The sequence below is a fragment of the Streptomyces sp. NPDC093260 genome, from assembly GCF_040683715.1.
Lineage (GTDB): Bacteria > Actinomycetota > Actinomycetes > Streptomycetales > Streptomycetaceae > Streptomyces > Streptomyces sennicomposti.
Genome location: NZ_JBFBEK010000034.1, coordinates 1 through 12,792, shown reverse-complemented (window position 1 = coordinate 12,792; position 12,792 = coordinate 1). Strand labels below are relative to the sequence as shown.

General features: G+C 75.1%; 10 protein-coding genes. 1 reads left to right on the top strand and 9 read right to left on the bottom strand.

Annotated elements, in window-relative coordinates; all coding sequences use genetic code 11:
- Positions 1-93 precede the first annotated feature (93 nt).
- From AB0N63_RS31230 to fmt, 7 genes are all read right to left on the bottom strand, one after another.
- A complete protein-coding gene (locus AB0N63_RS31230; protein ID WP_019983898.1) occupies positions 94-546 on the bottom strand; it encodes an Lrp/AsnC family transcriptional regulator in 453 nt (150 codons plus the stop codon).
- A gap of 10 nt (positions 547-556) precedes the next feature.
- Positions 557-2,029 (bottom strand): amino acid permease, encoded by a 1,473-nt coding sequence (locus AB0N63_RS31225; RefSeq protein ID WP_365534275.1) that lies wholly within the window; start codon positions 2,027-2,029, stop codon positions 557-559.
- A gap of 433 nt (positions 2,030-2,462) precedes the next feature.
- A complete protein-coding gene (locus AB0N63_RS31220) occupies positions 2,463-3,914 on the bottom strand; it encodes a GuaB1 family IMP dehydrogenase-related protein (protein ID WP_365534273.1) in 1,452 nt (483 codons plus the stop codon).
- 298 nt (positions 3,915-4,212) lie between these two features.
- A complete protein-coding gene (locus tag AB0N63_RS31215) occupies positions 4,213-5,256 on the bottom strand; it encodes a sugar-binding domain-containing protein (protein ID WP_365534271.1) in 1,044 nt (347 codons plus the stop codon).
- 78 nt (positions 5,257-5,334) lie between these two features.
- On the bottom strand, positions 5,335-6,021 hold the full coding sequence (rpe, locus tag AB0N63_RS31210; protein ID WP_365534269.1) for a ribulose-phosphate 3-epimerase: 687 nt from the start codon (positions 6,019-6,021) through the stop codon (positions 5,335-5,337).
- A gap of 479 nt (positions 6,022-6,500) precedes the next feature.
- Positions 6,501-7,919 (bottom strand): transcription antitermination factor NusB, encoded by a 1,419-nt coding sequence (locus AB0N63_RS31205; protein WP_365534267.1) that lies wholly within the window; start codon positions 7,917-7,919, stop codon positions 6,501-6,503.
- Between the two features lie 222 nt (positions 7,920-8,141).
- On the bottom strand, positions 8,142-9,074 hold the full coding sequence (gene fmt, locus AB0N63_RS31200; protein WP_365534265.1) for a methionyl-tRNA formyltransferase: 933 nt from the start codon (positions 9,072-9,074) through the stop codon (positions 8,142-8,144).
- A gap of 317 nt (positions 9,075-9,391) precedes the next feature.
- Between fmt and AB0N63_RS31195 the strand changes: the two genes are divergently transcribed.
- Positions 9,392-9,931, top strand: coding sequence for a hypothetical protein (locus AB0N63_RS31195; RefSeq protein ID WP_365534262.1), 540 nt, complete (start codon positions 9,392-9,394; stop codon positions 9,929-9,931).
- Positions 9,932-10,334: 403 nt separating this feature from the next.
- Here the strand turns inward: AB0N63_RS31195 and AB0N63_RS31190 are convergent, their stop codons facing one another.
- Together AB0N63_RS31190 and AB0N63_RS31185 are read right to left on the bottom strand one after the other, a co-directional pair.
- Positions 10,335-12,473 (bottom strand): primosomal protein N', encoded by a 2,139-nt coding sequence (locus AB0N63_RS31190; RefSeq protein WP_365534259.1) that lies wholly within the window; start codon positions 12,471-12,473, stop codon positions 10,335-10,337.
- A 192-nt stretch (positions 12,474-12,665) separates the two neighbouring features.
- On the bottom strand, positions 12,666-12,792 hold a 127-nt coding region (locus AB0N63_RS31185; protein ID WP_365534384.1), incomplete at its 5' end, for a methionine adenosyltransferase domain-containing protein.

The following is a 12,792-nucleotide window of genomic DNA, read 5'->3' as shown; positions in this document are numbered from 1 at the left end:
CCGCCGGTCATGTCTCCGCTCCGGGGCCGGGAACAGGTCCGCCCCCGGAGCGGCCCGTGGCCGTCCGGGGGCGGGTGTCCTGCCCTCAGAGCGTCATGTCGGGGAGCCCGACGAGTAGCGGCGCAGGAGGGGGGACAGGACCAGTACCGACTTCGTGCGTTCCACGAACGGCTCGCCCGCGATGCGTTCGAGGACGCGCTCGAAGTGGCGCATGTCCGCGGCGAAGACCTGGGCGATCGCGTCCGCGTCGCCGGTGACGGTGGACGCGGACACGACCTCCTGGTAGCGCTCCAGGCCCCGCTGGATGGTCTCCGGCGAGGTGTTGCGCCGGCAGTGGATCTCGACGTACCCCTCGGTCTCCCAGCCGAGCGCCGCCGGGTCGACCCGGACGGTGAAGCCGGTGATGGCTCCGGTGGCCCGCAGCCTGTCCACGCGCCGTTTCACGGCCGGGGCGGACAGGCCGACGAGCTGCCCGATGTCCGCGTAGGAGCGGCGGGCGTCCTCGGCGAGGGCGTGCACGATGCGTTCGTCGAGATCGTTCAGCACAGTGGGTGGATCACTTCTCGGATGGTGTGGCCAGTCGGGAGCGGCGGAAGCCGTACCCGAAGTAGAACACGAGCCCGACCGCCATCCAGATTCCGAAGACCACCCAGGTGACGGCGGACAGGCTGCCCATCATCCACACGCACAGGACGAAGCCCACGGCCGGCAGCAGCGGGGACAGCGGCACGCGGAAGCTGCGGCGCATACCGGGACGGGTCCGGCGCAGCACGACGACGGCCACGTTGACTAGGGCGAAGGCGAAGAGGGTGCCGATGCTGGTGGCGTCGGCGAGCTGGCCGAGCGGGACGGCGGCGGCCAGGACGCCGCAGAACAGGGACACGATCACCGTGTTGGCGCGCGGCGCGCCGGTCTTCGGGTGGACGCGGGAGAAGACCCTGGGCACCAGGCCGTCGCGGGACATCGCGAACAGGATGCGGGTCTGGCCGTACAGGACGGTCAGGACGACGCTGGCGATGGCGACGACCGCGCACGCGGCCAGCAGGGTGCCCCAGAAGGTCTGGCCGGTGACCTCGCGCATGATCTGGGCGAGGGCCGCCTCCGAGCCGGTGAACTGCCGCCAGGGCTTGGCGCCCACGGCGACGGCGGCGACCAGCACGTACAGCGCGGTCACGATGACCAGCGACAGCATGATCGCGCGGGGCAGGTCGCGCTGCGCGTCCTTGGCCTCCTCGCCGGCGGTGGAGGCGGCGTCGAAGCCGATGTAGGAGAAGAACAGGGTCGCGCCCGCCGCGCTGACGCCGCTCATGCCGAGCGGCATGAAGTGGGCGTAGTTGCCGGAGCGGAAGCCCTGGACACCGATCGCGCAGAACAGCACCAGCGAGGCGATCTTCACGCAGACCATGACGGTGTTGGCGCGCGCGGACTCCTTGGCGCCGCCCATCAGGAAGACCATCGCCAGCAGGACGACGATCAGCGCGGGCAGGTTGAAGACGCCGCCGTCGCCGGGCGGCTCGGACAGGGCGGCCGGGATGGTGACGCCGATGGTTCCCTTGAGCAGCTCGTTGAGGTACTCGCCCCAGCCGACGGCCACGGCGGCCACGGACACGCCGTACTCCAGCAGCAGGCACCAGCCGCACACCCAGGCGATCAGCTCGCCCATCGTTGCGTACGCGTACGAGTAGGAGGACCCGGAGACGGGGATCGTGCCGGCCAGCTCGGCGTACGAGAGGGCGGAGAACAGCGCGGTCAGGCCGGCGATCACGAAGGAGAGCGTGACGGCCGGGCCGGCCTTGGGCACGGCCTGGCCGAGGACCACGAAGATGCCGGTGCCGAGGGTGGCGCCGATGCTGATCATGGTGAGCTGCCACAGCCCGAGGGACCGCCTGAGGGTCCCGCCCTCGCCCTGACCCCCCTCGGCGACCAGGCGTTCCACGGGCTTGCGCCGCATCAGGCGCGCACCGGCGGACGGGGGGACGGGGGTGGTGCGGTCGTGCGGCGGTGCGCTGGGGGCGCCTTGGTCGAGCACGCGCGGCTCCTTTGTCGCTGCGGGTCTTCAGCGGCGGGGACCGGCGGCGCCCCGTCCCGCGGGGACCCACCGAGCGGGGTCCCTGCCGCGCCACGTACAGCGCAGACCCTACGAGGCGGGGCGTCGCGGTCGTAATGCAGCAACCTTGCGCGTCTCCGCAAGATCGTTGCGTTCCTCGCCGCTGGGCGGGTGTTCGTTGCGCGGGTGCTTTCGACCGTTGCGGGCGGGACGTACGGGGGTGTGCCGGGGCGTCCCTTTCGGCTCGGTGGGGGCGGGGCTCGGCGGGGGCGGGGCCGCGGGTGCGGTGGCGGGCCCCCGGCCGGCGGCCGGGAACGCGGTACGGCCCCCGCTCCGCCCCGTGGCCGGGGAGGCGAGGGCCGCACGGCGTGCCCCCACGGCGCCTGCCGTGGGGGCACCGCGGGAAGGATTCCGCTCAGCTCCAGCTGGCGTGCAGGGGCTTGCCCTCGGCGTAGCCCGCCGCGCTCTGGATGCCGACGATGGCCTTGTCGGCGAACTCCTCCAGGGAGGCGGCGCCGGCGTAGGTGCAGGAGGAGCGGACGCCCGCGATGATCGAGTCGATCAGGTCCTCGACGCCCGGGCGGGCCGGGTCGAGGAACATCCGGGAGGTGGAGATGCCCTCCTCGAACAGCGCCTTGCGGGCGCGGTCGTAGGCCGACTCCTCCGAGGTGCGGTTGGCGACGGCGCGCGCGGAGGCCATGCCGAAGGACTCCTTGTAGAGGCGGCCGCTGGCGTCCTGCTGGAGGTCGCCCGGGGACTCGTAGGTGCCGGCGAACCAGGAGCCGATCATCACGTTGGACGCGCCGGCGGCCAGCGCCATGGCCACGTCGCGCGGGTGGCGGACGCCGCCGTCGGCCCATACGTGCTTGCCGTACTTCTTCGCCTCGGCCGCGCACTCCAGCACGGCGGAGAACTGCGGCCGGCCCACCCCGGTCATCATGCGCGTGGTGCACATGGCGCCGGGGCCGACGCCGACCTTGATGATGTCCGCGCCGGCGTCGACCAGGTCCTTGACGCCCTCGGCGGAGACGATGTTCCCGGCGACGATCGGCACCTGCGGGTCGAGGCCGCGGACCAGCTGGACCGCGCTGATCATCGACTCCTGGTGGCCGTGCGCGGTGTCGATGACGAGGGTGTCCACGCCCGCGTCGAGGAGCTGCTTGGCCTTGCCGGCCACATCGCCGTTGATGCCGACGGCGGCGGCGATGCGCAGCCCGCCCTTGTCGTCGGTGGCGGGGGTGTAGAGCGTGGCGCGCAGGGCGCCCCTGCGGGTGAGGATGCCCGCCAGACGGCCGTCCTTGTCGACGGCGGGGGCGTAGCGCCGGTTGTGCTGGTCGAGGGTGTTGAAGGCCTCGCGGGGGTCGATGTCCGCGTCCAGGAGCAGCAGGTCCTTGCTCATGACCACTTCGAGCTGGGTGAAGCGGTCGACGCCGGTGAGGTCCCGGTCGGTGACGACGCCTACGGGCCGCTGCTCATCGTCGACGACCACGCCGGCGTTGTGCGCCCGCTTGGGCAGCAGGGCGAGGGCGTCGGCGACGGTCTGGTGCGGGGCCAGCACGATGGGCGTGTCGAGGACGTGGTGGCGGCTCTTGACCCAGGAGACCACGTCGGTGACGACGTCGATCGGGATGTCCTGCGGGATGACCACCAGTCCGCCGCGGCGGGCCACGGTCTCGGCCATGCGGCGACCGGCGATCGCGGTCATGTTGGCGACGACCAGCGGGATGGTGGTGCCCGTGCCGTCCGGGGAGCTGAGGTCCACGCCCTGACGCGAGCCGACCGCGCTGCGGCTCGGCACCATGAAGACGTCGTCGTACGTCAGGTCGTACGGGGGCTGGATGTCGTTGAGGAAACGCACGTGCTGCACATCCCAGTCGATCAGAGGTGACCCCCTGGCAGGTCTGCCAGGGGGAAAGAGCACGTACTTCATTGTCCCATGTCCGGGGCGCCGCAGGCCCCCGACGAAACATCCAGGCCGGTCAGGGGCGGGTTGGGAGGAACCTCCAACGGCGGGACGGGGCGTGTCGGACGCCCGGACGGGCACGGACGAGAAGCGGCCGTGGCGGAGTCCGCGGAGGCGGCCGTAGCGGGATGCGCTCACCCCGCCACGGCCGCCCCTCGGGAACCGTTTCCGCGCTTCCCGGGCCCCGTCCGGGTCCGATTCCTCAGACCCCGTCCGGGTCCGCCCGGTTCAGGGCGGGCTTCGGGGTGGTCCCGGCCGTCATCAGGTAGTCGGCGGCCGAGGTGTCCGTGACCAGGCTGGTGACCAGCCCGGAGCGCAGCACCGCGTCGATCGCGGGCGCCTTGCGCTGCCCGCCCGCTATCGCGACGACCTCGGGGATACGGCGGAGCTGGTCCGCCTTGACGGTGATGCACCGCTCCCCCAGGTCCCGGCCGATCCGGCGCCCCTCGACATCGAACAGGTGCGCGGACATTTCGGCGGCGACGCCGAGCGAGGCGTAGTGGGCGCGCTCCTCGTCGCTGAGCATGTCGTGCACCGTGGAGATGCCCGGCTCCCAGGAGCCGATGGACACGCAGGCGACGGTGACCTTGTCGAAGTACTCGAAGGCCCGTGCGATCCCGGTCTGGTTGCGCAGCGCCGCGGCGGTGGCCGCGTCCGGCAGCAGCATCGGGGCGTAGATGGGGTGGGCGTCGCCGCCGGACACCTGTGCGGCGCGGCGGACGGCCTCGACCGAACCGCGTTCGGCGGTGCCGGCGTCGTACACGCCGGTCAGCTGCACCACCGTGCACGGGGGCAACCGGTCCAGGGCCGCCGCCATGTGGATGGTGGAGCGGCCCCACGCCAGACCCAGTACGTCCCCCTCGTTGACGAGTTCGCCGAGCAGGTCGGCGGCGACCTCACCGAGGTTCTCCGGGTCGGGGGTCTCCTCGGCGTCGGCCGGGGACTCGACGACGACGGCGTGCCTGAGGCCGTAGCGGGCGCGGAGCGCGTCGGAGCGCTCGGCGTCCAGCTCGGCCGGCACACGGATCTCGATGCGCACGAGATCCCGTTCGAGAGCGGTCTCCAGGACCCGGGCCACCTTGAAGCGGCTGACGCCGAACTCCTCGGCGATCTGGATCTTCGACTTCCCCTCGAGGTAGAAACGGCGGGCCATGGCCGCCGCCTGCACCAGCTCAGCGGGTCCCATCCGCACTGCTGACCGGCCCGCCGACATACCCGACACGGCGATCTCCTCACTGCTGTTCACACTCTGGATTCGCCGTTCATCCTTGCAGATCCGGCGCGCAGGATCAGCCCTGATGAGAGCCGTTCACGTAGCTGACGCTCAGTGGTCGCACGCCCACGATGCGGTGGCGGTCGCCGCGTCCGCCTGTGCGCGCAGCGCGCGGACCGCTTCGGCGGGGTCGTCGGCGCCGTAGACCGCCGAGCCGGCGACGAAGACGTCGGCGCCGGCCTCGGCGCACCGCTCGATGGTGGAGGCGGAGACTCCGCCGTCCACCTGCAGCCACAACGGGAGACCGTGCTTGGCGATCAGCTCCCTGGTCCGGCGGATCTTGGGCAGCATGATGTCGAGGAACGCCTGGCCGCCGAAGCCGGGCTCCACGGTCATGACCAGCAGCATGTCGAGTTCGGGGAGCAGGTCCTCGAAGGGCTCGATGGGCGTGGCGGGCTTGAGCGCCATGGAGGCGCGGGCGCCCTTCGCGCGGATCTCCCGGGCCAGGCGCACCGGCGCGGCGGCGGCTTCGACGTGGAAGGTGACCGAGGAGGCACCGGCCTCGACGTACTGCGGCGCCCACCGGTCGGGGTCCTCGATCATCAGGTGGCAGTCCAGCGGGGTGTCCGTCGCCCGGGCCAGCGACTCCACCACGGGGACGCCGAGCGTGAGGTTCGGGACGAAGTGGTTGTCCATGACGTCGACGTGGAGCCAGTCGGCCCCCTCGACCGCCTTCGCCTCGTCGGCGAGTCGGGCGAAGTCTGCGGACAGGATGCTCGGGTTGATCTGCGCGGCCATGCCCCAAGCGTGCCATGCCGGGACGCGGTCCCTCGCGCCGGTCCCCGCCCGGCGGCGTCGGCCGGCTGCCGGGAGCAGCCGGGGAGCCCCGAGGAGCGGCGGCTTGCCGCCCCTCGGGGGTACCGGCTCGCGGGACCGCCGGCCGGGGGCGAGGGGGCGGATGACGGGGCCGCCGCCGACGGGTGAGGCCGGGGGCGGGGCCAGGGCCGCCGATGAAGCCCCCGCGCGGCCCGGGCCGGCGGGCGGCTGACGGGGGCTTCATCGGCGGGCCGCAGTCCGCCGTCGGCCGACCGCGGATCGGGCAGGCCCGGCGCGCCCCCTTCCGGCCCGGGCCGCGAGGGGGCTTCGCCGACAGGGGGGTGCGCCGTCGGCGGACGGCGGATCGGGCAGGCCCGCGCCCCCCGTCCCGGCCCGTGGCCGCGCGGGCGCGGTCGGGCCGGAGGACAGGCGTCGGAGGCAGAGGCCGGTGCGGGGGGGGGTCAGCCGGTGCGGCGCAGGAGGGCCAGGTACATCGCGTCGGTGCCGTGCAGGTGGGGCCAGAGCTGGACGTCGGGGCCGTCGCCGAGGGCCGGGACGCCGGGGAGCAGCGGCCGGGCGTCGATCGGCTCGGCGTCGGGGAACTGCTTGAGCAGGTCGGCGACGACCGCCCTGGTCTCGGCGAGGTGCGGCGAGCAGGTGGCGTAGCCGACCACGCCGCCGACGCGTACCGACTCCAGCGCGGTGCGCAGCAGGCCGCGCTGGAGCGGGGCGAAGCCGTCCAGGTCCTCCGGGCGCCGCCGCCACCGCGCCTCGGGGCGGCGGCGCAGGGCCCCCAGGCCGGTGCACGGCACGTCGACGAGGACCCGGTCGAAGCTGCCGGGCCGCCACGGCGGGCGGGTCCCGTCGGCGGCGATCACCTGGTACGGCCCGGGATTGCCGTCGAGGGCGCGGGCCACCAGACCGGCGCGGTGCGGCTGCTTCTCGGAGGCGAGCAGGACGGCGCCGCGCTCGGCGGCGAGCGCCGCGAGCAGGGCCGCCTTGCCGCCGGGCCCGGCGCAGCCGTCGAGCCACTTCTCGTCGGGGCCGTCCAGGGGCGCGTTGGCCAGGGCGAGGGCGACGAGCTGGCTGCCCTCGTCCTGGACGCCTGCCCGGCCCTCCCGTACGGCGGTCACGGCGCCCGGTTCGCCGCCCTCGGTCAGCCGTACCGCGTACGGCGACCAGCGGCCCGGCACCGCCGCCTCCTCTCCGAGGAGTTCGTCCGGGGTGGCGCGGCCCGGCCGGGCGACGAGGGTCACCTCGGGCCGCTCGTTGTCGGCCTCCAGCAGGTCCTCGATCCCGGCGCGGCCGCCGCCGAGGGAGTCCCACAGGGCGGAGACGACCCAGCGCGGGTGCGAGTGGACGACGGCGAGGTGGTCCTCGGGGTCGTCGTCGTAGGGCGGGGCGACCTTCTCCAGCCAGCCGTCGAGGTCGTGCTGCGCGACCTTGCGCAGCACCGCGTTGACGAACTTGGCCCGCCCGTCGCCGAGCACGACCCTGGCCAGCTCCACGGTGGCGGAGACGGCGGCGTGGGTCGGGATGCGGGTGCCGAGCAGCTGGTGCGCGCCGAGGCTGAGCACGTCCAGGACGGGCGGGTCGACCTCCCGGAGCGGCCGGTCCACGCAGGCGGCGATGACAGCGTCGTAGGTCCCCTGGCGGCGCAGCGTGCCGTAGACCAGCTCGGTGGCGAGCGCGGCGTCCCGTGCGTCGAAGTCGCCCTTCTCCCGGGCCTTGCGCAGCAGCGGCGGCAGCACGAGGTTGGCGTACGCGTCCCGTTCGTCCACCGCGCGCAGCGCGTCGAAGGCGAGGATGCGGACGGGGTCCTTCAGCGGCCGGCGGTAGGGCTTGGCGGCCCTGCGGGGCCGACGGGAGGTGTCGCTCACGAAAAAGGTGCTCCGGATGTGTGGGTTGCGGTGCGCTGCGCTGAGACGCGCGGTACATCCAGCCTACGTCCCGCGGGGGACCGTCCGGCCCCTGGTCCGGCCCGTTCGGGACGACCGTTCCGAGTTCCCCGACCGGCCCGCTCCCGCCCGGACCAGCCGCCCGCGCCCACGGGACCGGCCGGTCCCCCCGCTGCGCCGACGCACCCGTTCCCCGCTCGGCCCTCAGCCCCCCAGCACCTCGCCGTCCGCGATCCGCACGCCCCGCGCCCAGTCCGCCGCCCGCATCGGCTTCTTCCCCTGCGCCTGCACCCACAGCAGCTCGACGGCGTACGAGCCGGTGCCTGCGTGGACGCTGTTCTTGCCGACGGCGAGCGCGCCCGGGGCGAGGTCGGTGCGCGCGGGCACGGGGGCGACCTGGATCAGCTTGAGCCGCTCACCCCGGAACGTGGTCCACGCCCCGGGCGCCGGGGTGCACCCGCGCACCACCCGGTCGACGCGCAGCGCGGGCGCCCTCCAGTCGACCCGCGCGTCCTCCACGGTGATCTTCGGTGCGAGGGTGACGCCCTCGGCGGGCTGCGGAACGGCCTTCAGGGTGCCGTCCTCGATGCCGTCCATCGTCGCGGCCAGCAGCCCCGCGCCGGCCAGGGCGAGCCGGGTGAGCAGGTCGCCGCTGGTGTCGGTGGGCCGGATCTCCTCGGTGATCGTGCCGTAGACCGGGCCGGAGTCCAGTCCCTCCTCGATGAGGAAGGTGGAGGCGCCGGTGATCTCGTCGCCCGCCATGAGGCTGTGCTGCACGGGCGCGGCGCCGCGCCAGGCGGGCAGCAGCGAGAAGTGAAGGTTGACCCAGCCGTGCCGGGGAATGTCCAGGGCGGTGCGGGGCAGCAGGGCGCCGTAGGCGACGACGGGGCAGCAGTCCGGGGCGATCTCCTTCAGCCGCTCCTGGAACTCGGGGTCGCGCGGCTTGGCCGGCTTGAGCACCTCGATGCCGGCCTCCTCCGCCCGTTCGGCGACCGGGCTCGCGACCAGCCGACGCCCGCGCCCGGCCGGTGCGTCGGGGCGGGTGACGACGGCGGCGACCTCGTGCCGGCCGGAGGCGATCAGGGCGTCCAGGGCGGGAACGGCGACCTCGGGGGTACCGGCGAAGACGAGCTTCATGGGCGGGTGCGGGCCTCTCGGTCGGGGCGGGAACGCGGGAGCGCACCAGTCTATGACCATGGACGGGAAGCCGCCGAAGGCGAGCTACGACGGCGTACGCCCCCCTCGCCCGGGGGTGCGCCCCCGTCGGTGGGCGTGCGCAGGACAAGGCGGGCGTGCGCCATGTCGCCCGGCATCCTTCGGGGGCGTACGCATATGCCCTTACGCCCCCACACCGTGACCAGCGGCCCGAAAAGGCGTTGGTCAAGACAGAGTTGACCACAGCGGGCCGCTCGCGCGGCCCGGTTCCTTTCAACGCCGGTTCGAGAGGCTTGTTCATGGCCGACCACGCAACCCACGACGCCCAGGCCCGGGCCAGCCTGCACTTGCTGGTGCGGGACATCGAGCGGGTCCGCCGGCAGGTGGACGCACTGCGCACCCTCACCGCCCAGTTGGGCAACGTCTACCGCCCGCGCCGCTCCGGCCCCTCCACGGGCTTCGTCGTCTACGGACGCGCCCCCGCCCCGACCGTCCGCCTCGCGCAGGAACTGCGGGACAGCGTCGAGACCCTGGTCACGGCAGCCGTGGACTTCGACCGCTCGCTCGGCTTCTCGTGGGACGCCGTGGGCTCGGCCCTCGGCGTCACCAAGCAGGCGGTGCACCGGCGCTACGGCGCGCGCCGCGCCGCCGCGCAGACGGCGGAGGCCGAGCGGGCCGCGGAGCCCGCGGGCAGCCGTGCGGTCAACGTCGGCACCGCCCTGCCCGCCGTGCCGACGGTCCCCGCCGCCCGCTCCATGCCGACCCAGCCGACGGCCGGTAGCCCGTCCCTGCGCGAGGACGTCAGGCCGACGGCCTTCCCGGGCCCCCGCAACGGCTGACCCCGCCGGTTCCCCCACCACGCCGCCCTCCCCGCCGTATCCGGGAGGGCGCGGGTGTGTCCGGGCCGACCTTCGGGTGTGTCCGGCCCGGCCCGCGGGCGCGTCCGGGCCTCGGCGCGGAGGGTGTCCGAGCCGCCCCGCGCATCACGCGCCCAGGCCCCCGCCCCCACTCCGCCAAGCTCTCCGCCACCGGACCAGCCCGCCTCGCCGCAGCCCTCCGCCACCGGAGCACCCCGCCTCCGGGCCCTCCCCGCCCCCTCGGACGGCCCTCGCCCGCACCGCACTCCGGCCGCGCGGGACCGGTCACCCGGCCCGGCGCCCGAACCTGCCGCCCGGCCCGTCGAGGCCGCCGGGAGGCGGCCTCGACGGCCAAAGCCGCAACCGCTGCCAGGCCGGGAACCCGTCACCCGATGTCCGGCGGATCGATCCGCACCCACACCCCGTCCGCACTCCCCCGCGCCGTCCGGGCCGCCTGCGCGGCCTTCAGCGCGGCGGCCAGCGCGGCGCCGCTGCCCGTCGGCACCCGGACCAGCGCCCGGTCCCACTGCTCTCCGGGCGGCGGCGCGCCCGTCCTCCGCGGCCGGCCCGGCGGCGTGACCGGCAGCGGCACCGGCCCCAGCACCTCCGCCTCCCCCGGCAGATCGGCCGTACGCAGGAACTCCGCGACCGCCTCCGGCGGACCGGTCACGGACGCCATCCGGGACACCGGCGGAAACCCCAGCTCGGCGCGCTCGGCCAGTTCCCGCACCGCGTGACCCACCGGGTCCCAGCGCACCAGGGCCTGAACGGGCCGCAGCGTCGGCTCGGCCACGACGACCACCGTGCCGCCCGCCTCCTGCGGCCGGACGAGCGCGGCGGCGGCGATCCAGCGGCGCAGCGCGTCCTCGCCGGCCCTGAGGTCGGGGCGGCCCAGCATGGCCCAGCCGTCCAGGAGCAGCGCCGCCGCGTACCCGCCCTCGGCGACCGGTTCGGCGCCCGGGGTGCTCACGACCAGCGCGGGGGCGCCCGGCACCGTGTCCAGCACATGCTCGCGCCCGGAGGTGCGCACCGGCACGGCGGGGAAGGCACGCCCCAGTTCCTCGGCGGTCCGCCGGGCGCCGACGACCTGCGCGCGCAGCCGGAAGGCGCCGCACTCCGGGCAGTGCCAGCCGCTCTCCTCGCGCCCGCACCACTCGCAGCGCAGCACTCCGCCGTCCTGCCCCTGCAAAGGTCCCGAGCAGTGCCGGCAGCGGGCGGGCGCCCGGCACTGGGCGCAGGCCAGCCGGGGGGCGTAGCCGCGCCGGGGCACCTGCACCAGCACGGGGCCGTGCCGCAGCCCGTCCCGGGCCGTCTGCCAGGCGAGGGAGGGCAGTCGGGCGGCACGGGCGGCCTCGTCGCGGGCGAGGTCGCGGTCGCCGACGGTGCGCACCAGCGGCGCCGCCCGCCGGATCTGGTCGCGTGCCGCCACCAGGGGGCGCGCCCAGCCGGTATCGACGAGCTGTGCGGCCTCCACGGTGCAGCTGCGGCTGCCGAGCAGGAAGCCGCACCTGTCCTGCGCGGCGCGCAGCAGCAGTACCTCGCGGGCGTGCGGCTGCGGTGCGTGCGGCTCGCTGTGGTTGTCGTCGCCGTCGTCCCAGAGGGCGACCAGTCCGAGGTCGCGCACCGGCGCGAACATGGCGGCGCGGGTCCCGACGACGGCCCGCACGGAGCCCCGGCTCACCGCGAGCCACTGCCGGTAACGCTTCTCGGGTCCGGCGTCGGCGGTGAGCAGCGCGTGCCGGCCCTCGCCGAGGAGGGCGGTGAGCGCGGTGTCGACGCGGGCGGCGGTGCGGCCGTCGGGCACCACGACGAGGGCGCCCCGCCCGGAGGCGAGGGCGGCGGCGACGGCGCGGGCGAGTTCCTCGCTCCACCCGGGGCCGGGCAGCGCGTTCCACACGGCGCGCGGCGAGCCCCCCGCGGCAAGCGACTCGATGAAGGCGGGGCCCTGCTCGTAGCGCGACCAGGAGCCCGCGGCGGGCGCCGGGGGCGGGGGAAGCGGGGCGGGCGAGGGACGCTGCTCGGCGCGGGCGTTGCGGGGGGGCACGGCCAGTTGCAGTACGTCGGCGAGGCTGCCCGCGTACCGGTCGGCGACGGCCCGGGCCAGTCCCAGCAGCTCGGGGCCGAGCACCGGCTCGGGTGACACCACCTGGGCGAGCGCGGCGAGCGGCCCGGAGTAGTCGGACTCGGCCCGGCGCTCGATCAGGAACCCGTCGATCAGCCCGCCGCCCTCGCGGCGCCCCTGTCGGACCCGGTGCCGGCCGGCCCCGAACCGCACCCTCACCCGCACCCCGGGCTGCGCGTCCGCGTCCAGCTCGGCGGGAACGGCGTAGTCGAAGTACCGGTCGAGGTGGAGCACGCCCTTGTCGACCAGGACCCGGGCCACCGGCAACTGTCCGGCCAGCTCGGCCCCGCGCCAGGTCCGCGGCTTGGCGCGGGGCGTCTTCGCCTGGCGCACGCTCTCCCGGATGAGCGCGAGCTGCTCCGGCGGCGCCCCACCGTCCCCCTGCCCGTTCTCGCTGCTCACGCTTGCATTCTTACCAAACCCCACTGACAACCGACGCCCGCCGGGGCCGCCCGCCAAACCCGCACGGTGCCCGGCCCGCCGGGACCACGGGGCACACGGTCCGCACCGGGACGTACGCACCGGTCCGCACCGGGAACAGCCGAGGCCCGGCTCCCTCAGGGGAGCCGGGCCTCGGGCCAGTCCGAGCGGGGCCTACAGTCCCGCCGCCTCCCGCAGTGCGTCCACCCGGTCGGTGCGCTCCCAGGTGAAGTCGGGCAGCTCGCGGCCGAAGTGGCCGTACGCGGCGGTCTGGGCGTAGATCGGGCGGAGCAGGTCGAGG